Source organism: Streptomyces sp. NPDC025618 (genome assembly GCF_055558795.1).
The window spans coordinates 139345-160210 of record NZ_JBVHLW010000006.1 but is presented as its reverse complement, the minus strand read 5'-3'; the positions used below and the strand labels follow the sequence as shown (position 1 = coordinate 160210).

The window sequence follows — 20866 nt, the reverse complement described above, 5'->3', positions numbered from 1 at the left end:
GCTTTCCCGGCGCGGCTACGGGGCGGTCCCGCTCAGCCGGCCTGCCGGGGCCGTATGACCACGTGCCCCGAGTCGAGGTCCACCGGGCCGCGGCCGGGGTCGCCGTCGCCGACGTCCTCCCGGGTCAGCTCCAGCCGGTTCTGCTCCTCGTCGGTGTGCTCACGCCCCGGTGTGAACAGTTCCTCGAAGACATTGAACATCTCAACTCCCGTCGCAGCGCTGCCTCTCCAGCATGCCAGACGCGCGTGCGAAACCCGGAGGAGTGCGCGGCGCCCTCAGGACACCTCCAGCCGCAGGACGCGGTCGTCCGCGTCCCCCGGCTTGCCCCGGCCGTCCGTATTGCTCGTCGTCAGCCACAGGCCGCCGTCGTCGGTCGCCACGACCGTGCGCAGCCGCCCGTACCCGCCCGTCAGGAACGGCTGCGGATCCGCCGCCGGAACGGCGCCCCGCAGCGGGATCCGCCACAGCCGCTCACCCCGCAGGGCCGCCATCCACAGGGACCCCTTCGCATAGGCGAGCCCGCCCGGGGACGCCTCGGAGGGTTTCCACTGCGCGACGGGGTCGCGATAGCCGGGGCGGCCCGCCCTGCCCTCCACGGCCGGCCAGCCGTAATCGCCGCCCGGCTCGACGAGATTGAGCTCGTCCCACGTGTCCTGGCCGAATTCCGACGCCCACAGCCGCCGGTCCGCGTCCCACGCCAGCCCCTCCACATTGCGGTGGCCCGAGGAATAGATCACCGAGCCGGCCCGTGGGTTGCCGGGCGCGGGCCGTCCGTCCGGCGTCATCCGCAGGATCTTGCCGCCGTACGATCCGGGGTCCTGGGCGCGCTCGCGCTCGCCGCCCTCGCCCGTGCCCGCGTAGAGCATCCCGTCGGGGCCGAAGGCGATCCGCCCGCCGTTGTGGATCCGCCCCTTGGGGATGCCCTGGAAGATCGTGTTCGGCGCGCCCAGCCGCAGCCCGTCGGGCTTGCCCGCGTCGTAGCGCAGCTGCGCGATCCGGTTGTCCGAGGCGGTGGTGAAGTACGCGTACACCAGGTGGTCCGTGGTGAAGCCGGGGGAGAGGGCCAGGCCCAGCAGGCCGCCCTCGCCCGCCGCCGCGACGCCCGGCACCGAGCCCACCTCGCTCAGCGCGCCGTCCTTCGCGGCCACCCGGACGATCTTCCCCGTGTCGCGGGAGCCGACCAGCAGATCACCGCCGGGCAGCGGGGCGACGCCCCAGGGGGAGGTGAGCTTGGTGGTGAGCGTGCGGACGACCTTCACCGAGCCCTCGGCGGGCGCCGCGGACGCGGAAGGCGCCCCCGAAGCGCCGCTCCCGCCAGGGGACTTGACGCCCGAGGGTCCCGGCCCCGGCCCGCCGCGGCCCGGCAGCCCCTCGCCGCCCGAACAGCCCGCGGCGCCGAGCAGCGCGCCCACGGTCAGCGCGGCCGTGACAGCGGCGAGGCGGGGGCGCGTCGCACGTCGTCGCATGGTGGGTTCCTCTCGCCGAGGCGGGGCAGCGTACCGGTCGGCCGCGGCACAGTTCCTTATACACGCTCCCGCCGGCGCGCCCCCTGCGGGGCGCCGCCTCAGTCCCAGGAACCCATGGCCTTCGGCAGGGCCGCGATCTCCGCGAAGTCCTCCGGCGTGAGCCGCAGTTGCGCGGCCGCCGCGTTCTGCCTCACCCACGCGGCCTTCTTCGTCCCCGGCACCGGCACCACGTGCCGGCCCTGCGCCAGCACCCAGGCCAGGGCGACCTGCGCGGCCGTCGCGCCATGGCGCCCGGCCACCCGCCGCAGCCCGGCCACTATCGGCTGGTTGGCCGCCATCATCTCGGCGGTGAAACGCGGGTGCCGCGCCCGGATGTCCTCCGGCTCGAAGCCCTGCCCCGGCGTGAGCGTGCCACTGAGGAAACCGTTCCCCAGCGGCATCGCCGCGATCAGCCCGACGCCCCGCGACGCGCACCACGGCACCAGCGCGTCCAGCGCCTCCCGGGACCACACCGACAACTCCGCCTGCACACAGCTCACCGGGAACACCTGCTGTATTCGCTCCAGCTGGCGGATCGTCGCGTCGTAGAGCCCGGCGCGCGACCGGCGGTGGGTCCGCGCGCCGATCGCGCACCACCCCAGGGACCGGACCTTGCCCGCCGAGACCAGCTCCGCCATCGCCCCCCAGGTCTCCTCGACCGGCACCTCGGGATCCGGCCGGTGCAGCTGATAGACGTCGATCACATCGGTCTGCAGCCGCCGCAGCGAGGCGTCGCACGCCCGCTTCACATAGCCGGGCCGGCCGTTGGCGACGATGTGCTGATCGCCCACCAGCAGCCCGCACTTGGTGGAGACGAAGGCTTCCGCGCGCCGCTCCCGCAGCACCCGGCCGACCAGCAGCTCATTGGTGAACGGCCCGTACATGTCCGCGGTGTCCAGCAGGGTCGTCCCCGCGTCGAGCGCCGCGTGCACCGTGCGCAGCGCGCCCTCACCGCTCTGCTGAGAGGCGGTGTAGGCCCAGTGCATGGGCATGCAGCCGAGGCCGATCGCGCCCACCTCGAGCGCCGCCGCACCGATTGTCCTGCGCTCCACCGGCCGTTCCCTCCCGTTCCTCGACCCCAAACTAACCTCTGCCGGGCAGGCGGCTTCGCATAGCCTCCTGGCATGAGTGCAGATCACAGCGGTTCCACCCGCCCCCTGGCCTGGCTGCCGATCCGCCCCGAGGAGATCGAGGGCCTGCCCGCGGCCCTGGACTACGCCTACTGGAACGGCGAACCCGACTACCCCACCGACCCCGCCCGCTGCGCCTTCTACGTCCCGCCCTATGTGACCAGCGGTGATCTGGTCGTGCGCCCGCTTTCCGCCATGACGGGCCTGCGGGTCGTCCAGACGCTCACCGCGGGCGTCGACCACATCCTGCCCGCCGTGCCGCTGCTGCCGTCGGGCACCCTGCTGTGCAACGCCCGCGGACTGCACGACACCAGCACCGCCGAACTGGCCCTCACGCTCACCCTCGCCGCGCTGCGCGACATCCCCGGCTTCGTGCGGGCGCAGGACGCGGGGGAGTGGGCGCAGGGTTTCCGCCCGGCGCTCGCGGACAAGAACGTGCTGATCCTGGGCTACGGTTCCATCGGATCCGCCATCGAGGACCGGCTCGCGCCTTTTGAGTGCGCGCGGGTCGTACGCGTCGCGCGCTCCCCGCGCGAAACGCCCCGCGGGCCTGTCCACCCCGTCACCGCGCTCCCGTCCCTCCTCCCCGCAGCCGACGTCGTGATCGTCGCGGCGCCGCTGACGGAGGGGACCCGCGGCCTGGTGGGCGCGGACTTCCTCGCGGCGATGAAGGACGGTGCCCTGCTGGTGAACATCGCGCGCGGCGCGATCGTCGACACCGAGGCGCTCCTGACCGAGCTGGGGAAGGGCAGGCTGCGGGCCGCGCTCGACGTCACCGACCCCGAGCCGCTGCCGCCGGGCCACCCGCTGTGGAGCGCGCCGGGCACCCTGATCACCCCCCATGTGGGCGGGCCCTCTTCGGCCTTTCTGCCCCGCGCCGAACGCCTCCTGCGTGATCAGCTGGCCAGATTCGCGCTGGACGCACCCCTGCAAAATGTCGTAGTCACTGCCCCCTAGTTGCCACGTAGAGGTACCGTTCGGCTGCACTCAGTGTTCATAACCCCGCTGCTGATTACGCTATGTATATGAGCTATGTCCCTGAGTGACGAGTCTGGTGTATCGTCCGGACCGGGGGCTGCGCCGGGCACCGTACGGCGCAGCGAAGTACCGGCACTGAGGGGGGCGACGGGCGATGCACGGCCACTGGACGATCAACCCGACGCGGCTCACGCACCGACCACGGCACCACCGCGCGGCGGCTCCACCGTCCCGCCCCCGGCCCCGGCCGGGCAGTCCGGGATGCCGGCGGCCTCATCTCTCCTTTCTCCGGGCCCACTTCGCCTGGCTCGGGGTCCCGCCCGGGGCGGCGACGCGGTGAGCGCCCCCGGAGCGACGCTGTCCCGCCGGCAGGCCGGCGGTTCCGGGCCCGCGTCCCAGCTCCTCCTCGCCCTGGTCTGCGGCGGCTATGCCACGGGCGCGGCCTTCGGCTGGGGATCGAGCGAGCTGGCCTCCGCCATGGGCGACTTCGGGCTCGGCGGCGCCGCGGCGCTCGCCGCGGTCTCCTGCTTCTGGTACGGCCGGACGCACAAGACGCGCTTCCGGCTCGCCTGGCTGCTCTTCGCGGCCTCCTCCGCGATGGCGGGCCTCGGCAACATCGTCTGGGGGTGGTACGAGGTCGTCCTCGACGAGCGCGTGCCCACCCCCTCGGCGGCCGACTTCTGCTTCCTGCTCTTCGCGCCACCGGCCATCATCGGCCTGCTCGTCCTCGCCAGGCGCCCCGTCACCCGGGCCGGCTGGGTCTGCCTGGCCCTCGACGCCTGGCTGACCGGCGGCTCCCTGCTGACCCTGTCCTGGAGCCTGGCCCTCGCGCACACCGCGCACTTCGAGGGCGAGACCGTGGCGCACGCGGCCCTCTCGCTCGCCTATCCGCTGCTGGACATCGCCCTGGTGTCGATGGTCCTCGCGCTGCACTTCCGGCGCTCCACGGCCAACCGCTCCGCCATCAACACCGCCATCGCGGCCCTCGCGCTGACCGTCCTGTGCGACGCGCTGTTCACCTCACCGCTGCTGCGCTCGCACTACCGCTCCGGCCAGATCCTCGACGCGGGCTGGTTCGCGGGCTATCTGCTGATGGCGTACGCGCCTTGGGTGGCCCGCGAGGAGGACGACGACGCGGCGCCCGCCCGCTCCGCCCAGCACCTGAACCACCCGAGCCGGCCCATCGCCGGCTCGCTCGCCGCCCTCACGCCCTATCTGGCCGCCGCGGTCTGCACCCTGGGGATCCTCTACAACGTCCTGGACGGCCACCACGTCGACCAGGTCGTGCTCTTCACCGGCTGCACGGTCGTCCTCGCGCTCGTCATCCGCCAGGGCATCATGCTGCTCGACAACATCTCCCTCACCCAGGAACTGGCCCAGAAGGAGAACCACTTCAGGTCCCTCGTCCAGGGCTCCAGCGACGTCATCATGATCGCCGCGCCCACCGGGATACTGCGCTACGTCAGCCCCGCCGCCGCGGGCGTCTACGGCCGCGAGGCCGAGGAGCTCGTCGGGTCCGAACTGGCCTCGCTGATCCACCCGGAGGACCTCGGCAGAGTCGTCCACGAAGTGCGCCGTTTCCTCGCGGCGCCGCCCGCCGAGGAGCCCACCACCCGGATCGAGTGCCGCTTCCGCTCCGGCACCGGCGACTGGCTCAACGTCGAGTCCACCGTCAACCGCCACCACGGCGGCCTCATCTTCAACAGCCGTGACGTCACCGAGCGGGTCCGGCTCCAGGCCCAGCTCCAGCACACCGCCGAGCACGACCCGCTCACCGACCTGCCCAACCGCGCCCTGTTCACCAAGAAGGTCCAGCAGGCACTCGCCGGCCGCAGAGCGACCGACGCGGGCACCGCCGTGCTCTTCATCGACCTCGACGGCTTCAAGGCGGTGAACGACTCCGTCGGCCACCAGGCGGGCGACGAACTGCTGGTCCAGGCCGCCCGCCGGCTCCAGGACTCGGTGCGCTCCGGCGACAGCACCGCCCGCTTCGGGGGGGACGAGTTCGCCGCGCTCATCATCGGCGACGGCACCCGCGACCCCGCGGCCCGCGAATACCGCATCCACGAGATCGCCGACCGGCTCCGGCTCACCCTCTCCCAGCCGTACAAGGTGGAAGGAGGCACCGAGGTCCGCGTGGCCGCCAGCATCGGCGTGGCCTTCGCGGAGCCCGGCATCACCCCCGGCGCCCTGATGCGCAACGCCGACCTCGCGATGTACCGCGCGAAGCAGGCGGGCAAGGGCCGCGTCGAGCTCTACGCACCGCAGATGCAGGCCGACGTGGTGCGCCGCGCCGAGCTGGCCACCCGGCTGCGCACCGCGCTGCACGAGGGTGAGTTCGCGCTGCTGCACCAGCCGGTGGTGGAGCTCCAGACCGGCCGCGTCACCGCGGTCGCCGCGCAGCCCCGCTGGCGCTCGGCCCAGGGGATACTGTTCACCCCCGCCGAATACCTCCGCGTCGCCGAGAGCGAGCGCGGCGACGAGGCCGCGCGCTTCGCCGAACTCGGCCGCTGGACGGTCGAGAAGGCCGTCGAGCAGGCCGCCCACCGCTGCCGCGCCGGCCACCCCGTGCCGGTCTACGTCCAGCTGTCGGCCACCCGTCTGATGGACAAGTCGCTGCCACCGAAGTACCTCGAAGGGCTGCTCATCCATCACGGCCTGCCCTCCGGCGCGCTCGTCCTGGAGCTGTCCGGCAGCGACCCCCGGGTCTCGCTGGACGAGTTGGAGCGGCGGCTGGTCACCCTGCGCCGCCTCGGCGTGCGGATCGCCCTGGACGGCTTCGGCAGCGGCTATGCCGCGATCAGCGCGCTGCGCAGGCTCCCCATCGACACGCTCAAGCTCGACCGCGGGCTGGTCGACGGCGTGGTGGAGTCCGCCCGGCTGCACAAGATCACCGCGGGGCTGCTGAGGATCGCCACCGACCTCGGGATGCAGTCCGTGGCCGAGGGCGTCGACGTGCCCGAGCAGGCGCTCGCCCTGCGCGCCATGGGCTGCACCCACGGCCTGGGCAAGGCGTTCGCGGGCCCGCTCGACGAACACCGGCTCCGCTACGCTCTCGACCGCGGCAGCTATCCGGTGCCCCGCCCCGCGGACGGCGCGAACGTGCTCGTCGGAGGCGTTCCGCCGGCCCCCGCGATCATGCCGTCGGGCGCCCGTTCGGGCGCGGCGGGCGGCGCGGGATCCCTCGCACATGCTCCATTGCGCTCAAATAATGAGACGCCCGTCCCACCCGCTTGACACCTCATATGCGGCGGGTGGAGGGTCGGAGCCATGCGCACCCGAATTCTCGTACTTGGAAAGCGCGTCGGCTGAAGCAGGCCACCCAGTAAGTCCTGCTGACCACTCCGGCGCGCTCCCCTCGCTTGCCTCACGGCACGAGGGGTTTTTTGTTGCATCGGATGCACGCAGACCCACCCAAACCGCCCACCGCCGAAGCTGTCGTAACCGTCGAATCCTTACCGTCGAATCCCTCGAGAAGAGAATGTCGATGACCGAGCAGGCCACCGGGGCCCACCATCCGCAGCCGCGGGCCCGAAGCGGCGCGGCGCAGCAGCCCGCCACCGTCGAGCACGTCACGGGGGCGCAGTCCCTCATCCGCTCGCTGGAGGAGGTAGGGGCGGAGATCGTCTTCGGCATCCCGGGCGGTGCGATCCTCCCGGCGTACGACCCGATGATGGACTCCTCCAGGGTCCGTCACGTCCTCGTCCGCCACGAGCAGGGCGCCGGGCACGCGGCCACCGGATACGCGCAGGCCACCGGCAAGGTCGGGGTGTGCATGGCGACCTCGGGGCCGGGGGCGACCAACCTCGTCACCCCCATCGCCGACGCCCACATGGACTCCGTCCCGCTGGTGGCGATCACCGGCCAGGTCGCCTCCAAGTCGATCGGTACGGACGCCTTCCAGGAGGCGGACATCTGCGGCATCACGATGCCGATCACCAAGCACAACTGGTTGGTCACCGACCCCGCCGAGATCCCGCGGACCATCGCCGAGGCATTCCACGTCGCCTCCACCGGCCGCCCCGGCCCGGTGCTCGTCGACATCGCCAAGGACGCCCTCCAGGCGCGGACCACCTTCAGCTGGCCCCCGCACACCGACCTGCCCGGCTACCGCCCGGTCACCAAGCCGCACGCCAAGCAGATCCGCGAGGCCGCCAAGCTGATCACCCAGGCCAGGCGGCCGGTGCTCTACGTCGGCGGCGGCGTGATGAAGTCCGGTGCCACCGCGGAGCTCAAGGTGCTCGCCGAGCTCACCGGCGCCCCCGTCACCACCACCCTGATGGCGCTCGGCTCCTTCCCCGACAGCCACCCGCAGCACGTCGGCATGCCCGGGATGCACGGCGCGGTCGCCGCCGTCACCGCCCTGCAGAAGTCCGACCTGATCGTGGCCCTCGGCGCCCGCTTCGACGACCGGGTCACCGGCAAGCTCGACTCCTTCGCCCCGTACGCCAAGATCGTCCACGCGGACATCGACCCCGCCGAGATCGGCAAGAACCGTGCCGCCGACGTGCCGATCGTCGGGGACGCCCGCGAGGTCATCGCCGACCTGATCGTCGCGATCCAGGCCGAGCACGCCGAGGGGCACACCCCGGAGGCCGCCCGAACGGGATATGCGGCCTGGTGGGCCGACCTCAACCGCTGGCGCGACACCTACCCCCTCGGCTACGACCAGCCCGAGGACGGCAGCCTCTCCCCGCAGCAGGTCATCCAGCGCATCGGGCAGCTCGCGCCGAAGGACACCATCTACGCGGCGGGCGTCGGCCAGCACCAGATGTGGGCCTCGCACTTCATCGACTACGAACAGCCCCGCACCTGGCTCAACTCCGGGGGCGCGGGCACCATGGGCTACGCCGTGCCCGCCGCGATGGGCGCCAAGGCCGGCGCTCCGGACCGCACGGTCTGGGCGATCGACGGCGACGGCTGCTTCCAGATGACCAATCAGGAACTGGTCACCTGCGCCCTGAACGGCATCCCCGTCAAGGTCGCCGTCATCAACAACGGCGCCCTCGGCATGGTCCGCCAGTGGCAGACCCTCTTCTACAACCAGCGCTACTCCAACACCGTCCTGCACTCCGGCCCCGGCGCCACCGGCAAGGAGGCGTGCGCCGGCACCCGGGTCCCGGACTTCGTCAAGCTCGCCGAGGCCATGGGCTGTGTGGGCCTGCGCTGCGAGGACCCGGCCCAGCTCGACGCCGTCATCGAGAAGGCCAACGCCATCAACGACCGCCCGGTCGTGGTGGACTTCATCGTCCATCAGGACGCCATGGTCTGGCCCATGGTCGCCGCCGGAACCTCCAACGACGAGATCCTCGCGGCGCGCGGCGTCCGCCCGGACTTCGGCGACACCGAAGACGACTGAGGCCAGGAGAGAGAAAGAGACCATGACCAAGCACACGCTCTCCGTCCTCGTGGAGAACACCCCCGGCATCCTCACCCGGATCGCCGCGCTGTTCGCCCGCCGCGGCTTCAACATCGACTCGCTCGCGGTCGGGGTCACCGAACACCCGGACATCTCCCGCATCACCATCGTCGTCAACGTCGAGTCGCTGCCGCTGGAGCAGGTCACCAAGCAGCTCAACAAGCTCGTCAACGTGCTGAAGATCGTCGAGCTGGAGGACAGCGCCGCGATCCAGCGCGAGCTGGTGCTGGTGAAGGTCCGCGCCGACAACGAGACCCGCTCCCAGATCGTCGAGATCGTCCAGCTCTTCCGCGCCAAGACCGTCGACGTCTCCCCGGAGGCCGTCACCATCGAGGCCACCGGCGGCAGCGACAAGCTGGGCGCGATGCTCAAGATGCTGGAGCCGTTCGGCATCAAGGAGCTCGTGCAGTCCGGGACGATCGCCATAGGGCGCGGCGCCCGCTCCATCACCGACCGCAGCCTGCGCGCCCTGGACCGCACGGCCTGACGGCCGGCCCTTCCGCATCACGAGACCCGAACACTTTTTCCCGCCCACCCGGCATACGGTGGGACGCACAACCGGAATCCCGGAAAACAAGGAGATACCTCAGTGGCAGCCGAGCTGTTCTACGACAACGACGCCGACCTGTCCATCATCCAGCGCCGCAAGGTCGCGGTCCTGGGCTACGGCAGCCAGGGCCACGCCCACGCGCTGTCGCTGCGCGACTCCGGCGTCGATGTCCGGGTGGGCCTGCACGAGGGCTCCAAGTCCAAGGCGAAGGCCGAGGAGCAGGGCCTGCGCGTGGTCACGCCCGCCGAGGCCGCGGCCGAGGCCGACGTCATCATGATCCTGGTGCCGGACCCGATCCAGGCCAAGGTCTACGAGGAGTCCGTCAAGGACCACCTCAAGGACGGCGACGCGCTGTTCTTCGGCCACGGCTTCAACATCCGCTTCGGCTTCATCAAGCCCCCGGCCGGCGTGGACGTCTGCATGGTCGCCCCCAAGGGCCCGGGCCACCTGGTGCGCCGTCAGTACGAGGAGGGCCGCGGCGTGCCGTGCATCGCGGCCGTCGAGCAGGACGCCTCCGGCAGCGCCTTCCAGCTCGCCCTCTCCTATGCCAAGGCCATCGGCGGCACCCGCGCCGGCGTCATCAAGACGACCTTCACCGAGGAGACCGAGACCGACCTCTTCGGCGAGCAGGCCGTGCTCTGCGGCGGTGCCTCCGCCCTGGTGAAGGCCGGCTTCGAGACCCTGGTCGAGGCGGGCTACCAGCCGGAGATCGCGTACTTCGAGTGCCTCCACGAGCTCAAGCTGATCGTGGACCTGATGTACGAGGGCGGCCTGGAGAAGATGCGCTGGTCGGTCTCCGAGACCGCCGAGTGGGGCGACTACATCACCGGCCCGCGCATCATCACGGACCAGACCAAGACCGAGATGAAGAAGGTCCTGGGCGAGATCCAGGACGGCACCTTCGCCAACAACTGGATGAAGGAGTACGAGGCGGGCCTGCCGAAGTACAACGAGTACAAGAAGGCCGACGAGGACCACCTGCTGGAGACGACGGGCAAGAAGCTCCGCAAGCTCATGAGCTGGGTGGACGACAAGTAGTCGGCCTCGGGTGCGGGTCCCCGTGTTCGTGGCGGACCCGCACCCCGTCACGCCGGGGTGACGTTTCTCCGCACGCGCCCGAGCGGGTTCCAACCCCCGATAGACTGCGGAGCATCAACGCGTCAGGCTCACAGCGTCGTGCGTCACACGCGGCTGCCCTTCACCGCCTTCGGCCGTCGGGACGGCCGTCCTCCCCCATCGCCTGAACGGCATGGGGGTAACCCCATGGACTGTGAGGACCACGTGAGCACTGCTTCGTCCCGTAAACCCGTCGTACTGATCGCGGAAGAGCTCTCGCCCGCGACCGTCGACGCCCTGGGCCCGGACTTCGAGATCCGGCACTGCAACGGCGCGGACCGCGCCGCCCTGCTGCCCGCCATCGCCGATGTGGACGCCGTCCTCGTCCGCAGCGCCACGAAGATCGACGCCGAGGCGGTCGCCGCCGCCAAGCGGCTGCGGGTCGTCGCGCGCGCCGGTGTCGGCCTGGACAACGTCGACGTCGCCGCCGCCACCAAGGCCGGTGTGATGGTCGTGAACGCCCCGACCTCCAACATCGTCACCGCGGCCGAGCTCGCGTGCGGCCTCCTGATCGCCACGGCGCGCAACATCCCGCAGGCCAACTCCGCCCTGAAGAACGGCGAGTGGAAGCGCTCGAAGTACACCGGCGTCGAGCTGTCCGAGAAGACCCTCGGCGTCGTCGGCCTCGGCCGCATCGGCGTGCTCGTGGCCCAGCGCATGTCCGCGTTCGGCATGAAGATCGTCGCGTACGACCCCTATGTGCAGCCCGCGCGGGCCGCGCAGATGGGCGTCCGGCTGCTGACGCTCGACGAGCTGCTGGAGACCGCGGACTTCATCACCGTCCACCTGCCGAAGACGCCCGAGACGCTCGGTCTCATCGGTGACGAGGCGCTGCACAAGGTCAAGCCGTCGGTGCGGATCGTCAACGCCGCGCGCGGCGGGATCGTGGACGAGGCGGCGCTGGCCACCGCCCTGAAGGAGGGCCGGGTCGCGGCCGCGGGCCTGGACGTCTACGCCCAGGAGCCCTGCACGGACTCCCCGCTGTTCGAGTTCGACAACGTGGTCGCCACCCCGCACCTGGGTGCCTCCACCGGTGAGGCCCAGGAGAAGGCGGGCATCGCGGTCGCCAAGTCGGTCCGCCTCGCGCTGGCCGGCGAGCTGGTGCCCGACGCGGTCAACGTCCAGGGCGGCGTCATCGCCGAGGACGTCAAGCCCGGTCTGCCGCTCGCCGAGAAGCTCGGCCGGATCTTCACCGCCCTCGCGGGCGAGGTCGCGGTCCGGCTCGACGTCGAGGTCTACGGCGAGCTCACCCAGCACGACGTCAAGGTGCTCGAACTGTCCGCGCTCAAGGGCGTGTTCGAGGACGTCGTCGACGAGACGGTGTCGTACGTCAACGCCCCGCTCTTCGCGCAGGAGCGTGGCGTCGAGGTGCGCCTGACCACCAGCTCCGAGTCGGCCGAGCACCGCAACGTGGTGACCGTGCGCGGCACGCTCTCCGGCGGCGACGAGATCTCCGTCTCCGGCACGCTCGCGGGCCCCAAGCACCTCCAGAAGATCGTCGCGGTCGGCGACCACGACGTGGACCTGGCGCTCGCCGACCACATGGCCTTCCTCCGCTACGGCGACCGCCCCGGCGTCGTCGGCACGGTCGGCCGGATCCTCGGCGAGGCGGGCATCAACATCGCCGGCATGCAGGTCTCCCGCGCCCGGGAGGGCGGCGAGGCCCTGGTCGCGCTGACCGTCGACGAGTCCATCCCGGCCCCGGTCCTCGCCGAGATCGCGGAGGAGATCGGCGCGGTGTCGGCGCGTGCGGTGAATCTGACGGACTGAGGCACAGCGCTGCACGGGGCCGGGCCCAGGGGTCCGGCCCCGTCCCGTACCCGGAGCGGTCGCAGACCGTGGTCGTGTCGCTCGTACGAATTCCACGGCGGTGCGCGAATGCGTGAACGTTCCTGCCGGGTAGCCCTCGCACGGGGCCCGTTCGGGCCCCGTGCCGACAGGGGCCCGCGCGAGGAGCGGGGCCCTCGGAGAGGGGGATGCGGGATGAGGCTTTCCACGCGTACGGCCGTCGCCGCAGTGGCCGTGATCGCCGCACTCGGCGGCCTGGGCGCCGTCGCCACCACGGCCCAGGCGGCCGGTGACAGACCCGGAGCGATCGCGGAGCCGCAGCGGCCCATGGACAACGTGCCCGCGCCGAGCTGTTCCGACAACAACAACACCGTGCCGTGCTGGGAGTACCAGACCTGGTACTGGACGTACGACAACTGCAACAAGGCGGGCACCAGCGCCGTGAACGCGGACCCCGGCAAGTTCACCAACCACGTGTGCGCGCTCACCGGTAACGGCGTCGCCGTGGGGCTCTGGCTGCACAAGCTGCACGACTGAGCCGACGGCGAAGGTCGTGGACGGCGCCCGCACCCGGGCGCCGTCCCCGGCCTTGACGTCCGAACGGTCAGCGCTGCCGCGCGTGTTCGGGGGTGGGGGAAGGGGCAGGGCGGGAGCCGGCGCCGTCTCCACGCGTACGTATAGACAAGCGTCTTAGACGCCTGTCTAGTACGCGTGTATGGTCCGGCGCTAGGGTGCCGGCATGGGACATCGTGAAGACCTGCTGGCCGGCGCGAAGGCGTGCCTGCTCGAAAAGGGCTGGGTGCGCACCACCGCGCGCGACATCGTGGCGGCCTCCGGCGCCAACCTCGCCTCGATCGGCTATCACTACGGTTCGAAGGACGCGCTGATGATGACCGCGTTCGTCAAGATGACCGAGGAGTGGGGCGACGCGATGACCCGCGCCCTGGAGGCCGGCTCGCCCCCGGGTACCTCGCGGGCGGAGCTCTTCACCGCGAAGCTGAACACGCTGACGGCGGGGTTCGAGGAGAGCCGGCGGTTCTGGGAGCTCCAGCTGGAGGTGGTCGGTCAGCTGGGGAGCAATCCGGAGTTGAAGAAGTGGTTCGCCGGTGTGTTCCCGGAGGGCCGGGACGGCATGCTGAAGATCTTCGAGGGCCTCGACGGCAGCCATGTGAGCGAGGAGGCGAAGCGGACCACGGGCGCCTTCTACCACGCCCTGTTCATCGGGATGTGGGTCCAGTGGGTCATCGAGGCCGAGTCCGCGCCGACCGGCGCGGAGCTGGTCGAGGGGATGCGCCGGGCGCTGGCCGGCCAGTTCCTCGAGTCGCCGTCGCCCTTGGCCGACGGAACGCCGGGTGGCCGCGAGGACGCCTGAGCTCTGTCGTCCGGCACCCATGGGCGCCGGACCTCAAAGCTCACCGATAGGAAGTGATCAGCCTGGCCAGGTGCCGCCCGGCGATCACCAACGGCTCGTCGCTCCGCGCGACTTGAGCCGCCAGCTCCGCGCCCTCCAGCGTGTGGATCACCGTGTGCGCGAGCTCGTACGCGTCCTCCTCGGCGATCCCGCAGGCGCGGAGCTTGTCGGACACCAGCCCGCGCCAGCGCTCGAACGCCTCCGCCGCCGCCTGCTGGATGTCCGGCGCGCGCCCGGCCGTGCCCAGGCTCGTCGCCGTGACCGGGCAGCCGTCGATCCAGTCGGAGGCGCGCAGTTCGCCGGCGACGGCGCGGGCCACCGCGGCCACCGCCTCCGCCGGATCCTCCTCGCCGGCCAGCACCGACCGCAGGATGTCCGCGAACTCCCGGTCGCCGTGCCGGATCGCCTCCGTCGCCAGCTCCTGCTTGCCGCCGGGGAAGAAGTGGTAGACCGAGCCGAGCGTCGCCTCGGCCTCCCGGGAGATCTGCTTGATCCCGGTCCCCTCGTAGCCCTGACGCTGCATCAGCCGTGACGCGGCCCGGACGATCCGTTCGCGTGTGCCGAGAGCGTCCGCGCCCGCCTGCGTAGTGGTCTTCACCCGGCAAGGATATCGAATAGAGCGTTCGTTCCAGAGCGTGCTAGGTTCCTCTCTAGATAGAGCGTTCGTTCTAGCGGGGGGATCTCCCATGTCTTTTCAGAGCAAGCAGGCGTCTTCTCGGGGCAAGCAGGCCGTCACCGTCATCGGTCTCGGCCCCATGGGCACGGCGATGACCGAGGCGTTCCTGGCCGCGGGCCACCCGGTGACCGTGTGGAACCGCACCGCCGCCAAGGCCGACGCCCTCGTCGCCAAGGGCGCAGAGCGGGCGGCGACGGTCGAGGAGGCGCTGGGCGCCCATGAGTTGGTGGTGCTCAGCCTGACCGACTACGACGCGATGTTCGCGGTCCTCGGGCCCGCCACCGCGGCGCTGCCCGGCCGGGTCCTCGTCAACCTCAGCTCCGACACCCCGGCGCGCGCCCGCGAGGCCGCCGCCTGGGCCGAGGAGCACGGCGCGCGTCACCTCACCGGCGGGGTGCAGGTGCCGCCCTCGGGCATCGGCTCGTCCGAGTCGGCCACCTTCTACAGCGGCCCCCGGGACGTCTTCGAGGCCCACCGGCCCACACTGGAGGTGCTCACCGCCGCCGACTACCGCGGCGCCGACCCGGGCCTGGCCGCGCTCCACTACCAGCTCATGATGGACATCTTCTGGACCACGATGAGCGGCTGGCTGCACGCCGTCACCGTCGCCGAGGCGCACGGCATCACCGCCGAGGAGGTCCGGCCGTACGCCACCTCGATCGTGTCCTCGGTCCCGGGCTTCCTCTCCTTCTACACCCCGCGCGTCGACGCCGGGCAGCACGGCGGTGACGTCGACAGGCTCGCCATGTGCGCGGCCAGCGTCGACCACATCACGCAGACCGCCAAGGACGCGGGAGTCGACGCCTCACTGCCCGCCGCGGTCCTGGAGATCTTCCGCCGCGGACTCGGCCAGGGCCACGCGGACGACAGCTTCACCAGCCTGATGGAGACCCTCAGGAAGCCCGCGGCCTGACGCCCCGGGCAGTGCGGCCGTGCCATCGGGGGGTGGCACGGCCGCACCCGTGTGTGCGGACCTGTCCTGGAAGGCGTAGCGGTGTGCCGTATTCCGTCGTTGTGCGGGATGTGGCCGGATCGCGCGTAGCCGAGCGCTGCGGAGCGGCCTGCACTGGACGTACCGGCGGCCTGCGCCGAACCCGTCGTGACGACTTCACGGAACGGAAACCACCATGAGCACCTTCCGCATCTCCATCGACTCCGATCTCTGCGTCGGCTCGGGCCAGTGCGCCCTGACCGCGCCCGGCGTCTTCGCCCAGGACGACGACGGCTTCGGCACGGTGATCCCCGGCAATGAGGACGGCGGCGGCGACCCGTTGGCGCGCGAGGCGGTGCGCGCCTGCCCGGTCCAGGCGATCAGCGCCGAGGAGGACTAGCCCCCGCTCCTACAACCGGTCCGCCTTCAGGGCCATGTGGAGCAGCAGGCGGCCCTCGCCGTCGTCCAGGTCCAGGCCCGTGAGCTGCTCCACCCGGGAGAGGCGGTAGTAGAGCGTCTGCCGGTGGATGCCCAGCGCCGCCGCCGTGCGGCCCGCCTGGCCCGCGCAGTCGAGGAAGACCTCCGCCGTGCGGGCCAGTTCCGTGTGCGCCGGGGCCAGCAGCGGGCGTACGGAAGGGTCCGCCGCGGCCTGGGCCGGCAGCGCGGACAGCACGCGGTACGGGCCGATGCCCGACCACTCCGCCACCGGCCCCAGCCGCGCCTCCGCCCCGGCCGCCCGCGCGGCCGCCAGCGCCTCGCGCCAGGCGGCCGGCAGTTCCGCGAGCCCCCGGCGGGGAGCACCGAGCCCGGCCGTGGCCCGCACGGGGCGGCCGCCCGCACCGCCCGCACCGCCCGCGCGGGGCGAGCGCAGCAGCCGGTCCGCCGCCGTGAGCGCGGGCGCCGGGGCCGTCGTCGCCCGCAGCCGGATCAGCGCGGCCAGCGCCGCCGAGCCGTCCGGCAGGGCGTCCGGCACCGCGCACAGCGCCGCCACCCCCGACTGCCCGGCCAGCGCCGATCCCGCACCGGGCCCCTCCGCGTCCCCCGTCTCACCCGGCTCGCCCTCGGTGTCGCCCGCCGCCCGCCACGGCGCCACCGCGACCACCGCCAGCGGCCCGTCACCCGCCGCGCCCAGCGCGTCCCGCAGGGCGGCCCGCGCCGAGTCCCGGCCCGCGGGCCGCCCGGTCAGCAACTCCCGCAGCAGCTCGCCCAGCTCCGCGCCCGCGCGGGCCTCGGCGGCCAGCAGCGCCCCGATCCGGGTGGTTGTCTCCATCGCCTGCGCGAGCCGCGGGTCCGCCAGTGGCACCGAGAGGTCCAGCCCGGACAGGTGCTCGTCGTCCAGCAGCCACACATAGCCGAGCACCACGCCCCGGTGGCGTACGGGCAGACAGATGCGGCCCTTGAACACCCCCGCCGCGGGATCCGGCGGGATCCGCAGCGGAGCCTGGGCCCGCGCGATGCCGAACGCCTCGAACCACGCCCGGACGGCCGCGGTCGACCGGCGCTGGAGGATCGACCGGGTCCGCACCGGGTCCATCGTCAGCTCGACGTCGTCGTCACTGTCGTGGGCGCCGAAGGCGATCAGCCCGAAATCCCGGTCCTCCAGGGTCGCGGGCGCGCCGAGCGCGGCCGATATCTCGTCCACGAGCTGCTGATAGTCGCCGCGCATCGCCCCGCCGCGCTCCCTTCGGACCTGGGGCCCCTTCGTGTGGACCCGTTACGGCCCGATTTCGCCCCCCGGTTTCATGTGCCGCTCACTATTGTCATACATGTGTCTGAGATCCGGGCCACGGATGCGTGACAGCTGTCGATGGCCGAGGATCGCTGTGATCTCTAGTTTTCACGATGAGTTACTTATGCCGCCCCCGCCGTGGGGCCGGCCGTCATCGTGGAGGTGCCCAGTGCTGGGTCCTGTGCTGCTCGCCGCGTCCCGCAGCGACGCCATCCGCCGTCTCGTCTCGGCCGCGCCGGGCACCAAGCAGGTGGTCGCCCGCTTCATCGCGGGCGAGACCCTCGACCAGGTCATCCCGATCGTGAAGGACGCCGCGGCCGAGGGCCTGGAGGTCACCCTCGACGTCGTCGGCGAGGACATCACCACGGTCGAGCAGTCGTACGCCGCCCGCGACGCCTACCTCGCGCTGATCGAGCGCCTCAAGGAGCTCGGCCTCGGCACCAAGGCCGAGATGTCGGTCAAGCTCTCCATGTTCGGCCAGGCGCTGGAGGGCGGCCACGAGCTGGCGCTCGCCAACGTCCGCCCGGTCGTCGAGGCCGCCGCGGCCATCGGCACCACGGTCACACTCGACGCCGAGGACCACACCACCCTCGACTCGATGTTCGCGATCCACGAGGAGCTGCGGCGGGACTTCCCGCAGACCGGCTGCGTCATCCAGGCGTACCTCTTCCGCACCGAGGACGACGCCCGCCGCCTCGCCGCGGCCGGCAGCCGGGTGCGTATCGTGAAGGGTGCGTACAAAGAGCCCGCGTCCGTCGCCTATCAGGACAAGGCCGAGATCGACAAGGCGTTCGTACGCATCGTCAAGATCCTGATGGCGGGTGAGGGCTACCCCATGATCGGCTCGCACGACCCGCGGCTGATCGCCATCTCGCAGGAGCTGGCCCGGCAGGCGGGGCGCAAACTGGACGAGTACGAGTTCCAGATGCTCTACGGCATCCGCAGTGAGGAGCACGTCCGGCTGGCCGCCGACGGCCACCGGATGCGCGTCTACACGGCGTACGGGACCGACTGGTACGGCTATTTCATGCGCCGCCTCGCCGAGAAGCCCGCCAACCTGCTGTTCTTCGCCCGCTCCATCCTCACCAAGGGCTGAGCCGCCCGATCCCCCCTGACGAGCCCCGAAGGAGAAACGGAACCCATGGACGCCGTTACCCAGGTCCCCGCCCCGGTCAATGAGCCGGTGCACAGCTACGCCCCCGGTTCCCCCGAGCGCGCCCGTCTCGAGGCCAAGCTCAAGGAGCTGGCGGGCAACCCGGTCGACCTGCCGATGACGATCAACGGCGAGAAGCGGATGGGCGGCGGCGAGCCGTTCCAGGTCGTCCAGCCGCACAACCACGCCGCCGTGCTCGGCACCTTCAACAACGCCACGCGGCAGGACGCGCAGGACGCCGTCGACGCCGCGCTCGCCGCCGCCCCGGCCTGGCGCGCGATGTCCTTCGACGACCGCGCCGCGATCATCCTGCGCGCCGCCGAGCTGCTGGCCGGCCCCTGGCGCGAGACGCTGGCCGCCTCCACCATGCTGGGCCAGTCGAAGACCGCGCAGCAGGCCGAGATCGACACCCCGTGCGAGCTCGTCGACTTCTGGCGCTTCAACGTGCACTTCGCGCGCCAGATACTCGCCGAGCAGCCGGTCGCCAACGCGACCGGTGTGTGGAACCGCAGCGACCACCGGCCGCTGGAGGGCTTCGTCTACGCGATCACGCCCTTCAACTTCACCGCCATCGCCGGCAACCTGCCGACCGCCCCGGCCCTCATGGGCAACGTGGTCGTCTGGAAGCCGTCCCCGACGCAGACCCACTCCGCCGTGCTGCTGATGCAGCTCCTGGAGGAGGCGGGCCTGCCCAAGGGCGTCATCAACCTGGTGACCGGTGACGGCCTCGCCGTCTCCGAGGTGGCCCTGAACCACCCCGAGCTGGCCGGCATCCACTTCACCGGCTCGACCAAGACCTTCCAGTACCTCTGGAAGACGGTCGGCAACAACATCGAGAACTACCGTTCCTACCCGCGCCTGGTCGGCGAGACCGGCGGCAAGGACTTCGTCGTCGCCCACCCGAGCGCCGACCGCGGCATCCTGAAGACCGCGCTGACCCGCGGCTCCTTCGAGTTCCAGGGCCAGAAGTGCTCGGCCTCCTCCCGTGCCTACATCCCGCGCTCCATCTGGGAGGACGGCTTCAAGGAGGAGTTCGCGGCCGAGGTCGACGGCATCACCATGGGTGACGTCACCGACCTGTCGAACTTCATCGGCGCCGTCATCGACGAGCGCTCCTTCGCGAAGAACAAGGCCGCGATCGACCGCGCCAAGGCCGACCCGAGCTGCACGATCGTCGCCGGTGGCACGTACGACGACTCCGTCGGCTACTTCGTCCGCCCCACGGTCATCGAGTGCACCGACCCGGCGAACGAGGTCTTCACGACCGAGTACTTCGGCCCGATCCTCGCCGTGCACGTCTACGAGGACGGCGACTTCGACGCGATGCTGGCGCAGATGGAGTCCGTCTCGGCCTACGCCCTGACCGGCTCGGTCATCGCGCAGGACCGCGCCGCGGCCGCCGACGCGATGGAGAAGCTCCGCTTCGCCGCGGGCAACTTCTACATCAACGACAAGTCGACGGGTGCCGTCGTCGGCCAGCAGCCCTTCGGCGGCGGCCGTGCCTCGGGCACGAACGACAAGGCCGGTGCCGCGTCCAACCTGATGCGCTGGACGTCGACCCGCTCCATCAAGGAGACCCTGGTCCCGCCGACCGACTACCGCTACCCGCACATGGGCTGACCTGCCCTTCGCTGATCCCCGCCCCCGTCCGGCCCCCCAGCCGGGCGGGGGCGGCGTCATGTCCCGGGCACGCCCGCCGTCTCAGATAGTAGGAAGACCGAGTATTCGGGGAGACACCGCCGCCGCCCTGTCCTAGCGTGGAGGAAGCCGAACCTTCCGCTCCATCGAGCGACAGCGGCCCCGGCCGGTGTGCCCCCGAGCAGGTGATCCCTGCGGCACCCGCCCCGCGCCCTCCTCCCGGCTCCGTCCGACCCCTCCCGGGGATTCAGCCAGCCGACACAGCCAGACGACCTGAGTAAGAGGAGACGTGACTTCCATGCCCGAAACCGCAGCCCGCAGGACCCGCCGCGCCCCCCGTCCGGCCGAGAGTGCCGAGCACAAGGCCGACCGGGTGAACGCCGCCGCAGCCCTCCAGCGCGCGCTGGACCGACGCGACAACGGCGGCGTCACCGGTCACTAGTTCTTCGACGCTCCGCTCCGCGTCACGTCGCTGTGCTAGCCCTTCGCCCCTCCGCTCCGCGTCACGTCGCTGTGCTAGCCCTTCGCCCCTCCGCTCCGCGTCACGTCGAAGTGATCGATGCGCTCGCCGCTCTCCGCCAGCGCCGTCACCCGCATCCGCGGCCGCGGGCCGGGCTGGACCTCGACCGCCAGGAACGAGTAGCCGGTGTAACGCACGCGGGACCACTGCACTGTCTCCTTCTGCCGGCCTCCGTCCTTCACCCAGTGATACGTGGGCACGCTCTCCTGGTCCTTGACGTGGCCCTCGTAGCTGTCCGGGGGGGGGGGGGGGGGGGGGGGGGGGGGGGGGGGGGGGGGGGGGGGGGGGGGGGGGGGGGGGGAGGGGGGAGAAGAGAGAGAGA

Annotated in this window: 18 protein-coding genes and 1 pseudogene; 13 read left to right on the top strand and 6 right to left on the bottom strand. The window is 71.7% G+C overall.

The features are described 5' to 3' along the window. Positions 1–32: 32 nt before the first annotated feature. The 3 genes from ACZ4A5_RS08810 to ACZ4A5_RS08800 form a co-directional block, all read right to left on the bottom strand. Entirely contained in the window at positions 33–200 is a 168-nt protein-coding gene (locus ACZ4A5_RS08810; RefSeq protein ID WP_467580052.1) for a DUF6191 domain-containing protein, read from the bottom strand. Positions 201–275: 75 nt separating this feature from the next. Continuing rightward, positions 276–1466, bottom strand: coding sequence for a PQQ-dependent sugar dehydrogenase (locus ACZ4A5_RS08805; protein WP_467580049.1), 1191 nt, complete (start codon positions 1464–1466; stop codon positions 276–278). Between the two features lie 98 nt (positions 1467–1564). After that, the gene (locus ACZ4A5_RS08800; RefSeq protein ID WP_398869789.1) at positions 1565–2557 is read right to left on the bottom strand and encodes an aldo/keto reductase; all 993 of its coding nucleotides are present in this window, start codon (positions 2555–2557) and stop codon (positions 1565–1567) included. A 72-nt stretch (positions 2558–2629) separates the two neighbouring features. Between ACZ4A5_RS08800 and ACZ4A5_RS08795 the strand changes: the two genes are divergently transcribed. From ACZ4A5_RS08795 to ACZ4A5_RS08760, 8 genes are all read left to right on the top strand, one after another. Further along, the gene (locus ACZ4A5_RS08795; RefSeq protein ID WP_467580045.1) at positions 2630–3592 is read left to right on the top strand and encodes a 2-hydroxyacid dehydrogenase; all 963 of its coding nucleotides are present in this window, start codon (positions 2630–2632) and stop codon (positions 3590–3592) included. Positions 3593–3949: 357 nt separating this feature from the next. Then, complete coding sequence (locus ACZ4A5_RS08790; RefSeq protein WP_467580042.1) at positions 3950–6850, top strand: putative bifunctional diguanylate cyclase/phosphodiesterase; 2901 nt, start codon at positions 3950–3952, stop codon at positions 6848–6850. A gap of 250 nt (positions 6851–7100) precedes the next feature. Next, a complete protein-coding gene (locus ACZ4A5_RS08785) occupies positions 7101–8972 on the top strand; it encodes an acetolactate synthase large subunit (protein ID WP_467580039.1) in 1872 nt (623 codons plus the stop codon). Positions 8973–8994: 22 nt separating this feature from the next. Beyond that, positions 8995–9519 (top strand): acetolactate synthase small subunit, encoded by a 525-nt coding sequence (gene ilvN / locus ACZ4A5_RS08780; protein WP_361528134.1) that lies wholly within the window; start codon positions 8995–8997, stop codon positions 9517–9519. 102 nt (positions 9520–9621) lie between these two features. Beyond that, positions 9622–10620 carry a ketol-acid reductoisomerase gene (gene ilvC, locus ACZ4A5_RS08775; protein ID WP_467580035.1) on the top strand — a complete coding sequence of 333 codons (999 nt, stop codon included), beginning with the start codon at positions 9622–9624 and terminating at the stop codon, positions 10618–10620. 225 nt (positions 10621–10845) lie between these two features. After that, a complete protein-coding gene (gene serA, locus ACZ4A5_RS08770) occupies positions 10846–12468 on the top strand; it encodes a phosphoglycerate dehydrogenase (RefSeq protein ID WP_467580033.1) in 1623 nt (540 codons plus the stop codon). 213 nt (positions 12469–12681) lie between these two features. Beyond that, entirely contained in the window at positions 12682–13023 is a 342-nt protein-coding gene (locus tag ACZ4A5_RS08765; protein WP_467580031.1) for a hypothetical protein, read from the top strand. A 202-nt stretch (positions 13024–13225) separates the two neighbouring features. Continuing rightward, complete coding sequence (locus ACZ4A5_RS08760) at positions 13226–13858, top strand: TetR/AcrR family transcriptional regulator (RefSeq protein ID WP_467580028.1); 633 nt, start codon at positions 13226–13228, stop codon at positions 13856–13858. Positions 13859–13898: 40 nt separating this feature from the next. Here ACZ4A5_RS08760 and ACZ4A5_RS08755 read toward each other — a convergent pair whose 3' ends face one another. Then, on the bottom strand, positions 13899–14495 hold the full coding sequence (locus ACZ4A5_RS08755; protein WP_467580025.1) for a TetR/AcrR family transcriptional regulator: 597 nt from the start codon (positions 14493–14495) through the stop codon (positions 13899–13901). Positions 14496–14583: 88 nt separating this feature from the next. Between ACZ4A5_RS08755 and ACZ4A5_RS08750 the strand changes: the two genes are divergently transcribed. Next, complete coding sequence (locus ACZ4A5_RS08750; RefSeq protein WP_467580022.1) at positions 14584–15486, top strand: NAD(P)-dependent oxidoreductase; 903 nt, start codon at positions 14584–14586, stop codon at positions 15484–15486. A 214-nt stretch (positions 15487–15700) separates the two neighbouring features. Then, entirely contained in the window at positions 15701–15904 is a 204-nt protein-coding gene (locus ACZ4A5_RS08745; protein WP_467580019.1) for a ferredoxin, read from the top strand. Positions 15905–15913: 9 nt separating this feature from the next. Here the strand turns inward: ACZ4A5_RS08745 and ACZ4A5_RS08740 are convergent, their stop codons facing one another. Next, positions 15914–17170: a PucR family transcriptional regulator gene (locus ACZ4A5_RS08740; protein WP_467580017.1), complete on the bottom strand. Its 1257-nt coding sequence runs from the start codon at positions 17168–17170 to the stop codon at positions 15914–15916. A gap of 232 nt (positions 17171–17402) precedes the next feature. On the opposite strand from ACZ4A5_RS08740, the gene ACZ4A5_RS08735 reads away from it, so the two are divergent. The 3 genes from ACZ4A5_RS08735 (at position 17403) to ACZ4A5_RS08725 (ending at position 20466) form a co-directional block, all read left to right on the top strand. Beyond that, a complete protein-coding gene (locus ACZ4A5_RS08735) occupies positions 17403–18329 on the top strand; it encodes a proline dehydrogenase family protein (RefSeq protein ID WP_467580015.1) in 927 nt (308 codons plus the stop codon). A gap of 45 nt (positions 18330–18374) precedes the next feature. Continuing rightward, entirely contained in the window at positions 18375–20006 is a 1632-nt protein-coding gene (pruA, locus tag ACZ4A5_RS08730) for an L-glutamate gamma-semialdehyde dehydrogenase (protein WP_467580013.1), read from the top strand. Positions 20007–20322: 316 nt separating this feature from the next. Then, the gene (locus tag ACZ4A5_RS08725; protein ID WP_398869804.1) at positions 20323–20466 is read left to right on the top strand and encodes a hypothetical protein; all 144 of its coding nucleotides are present in this window, start codon (positions 20323–20325) and stop codon (positions 20464–20466) included. A gap of 74 nt (positions 20467–20540) precedes the next feature. Here the strand turns inward: ACZ4A5_RS08725 and ACZ4A5_RS08720 are convergent. After that, positions 20541–20866 (bottom strand): annotated as a pseudogene (locus ACZ4A5_RS08720) (hypothetical protein); the annotation flags it as partial.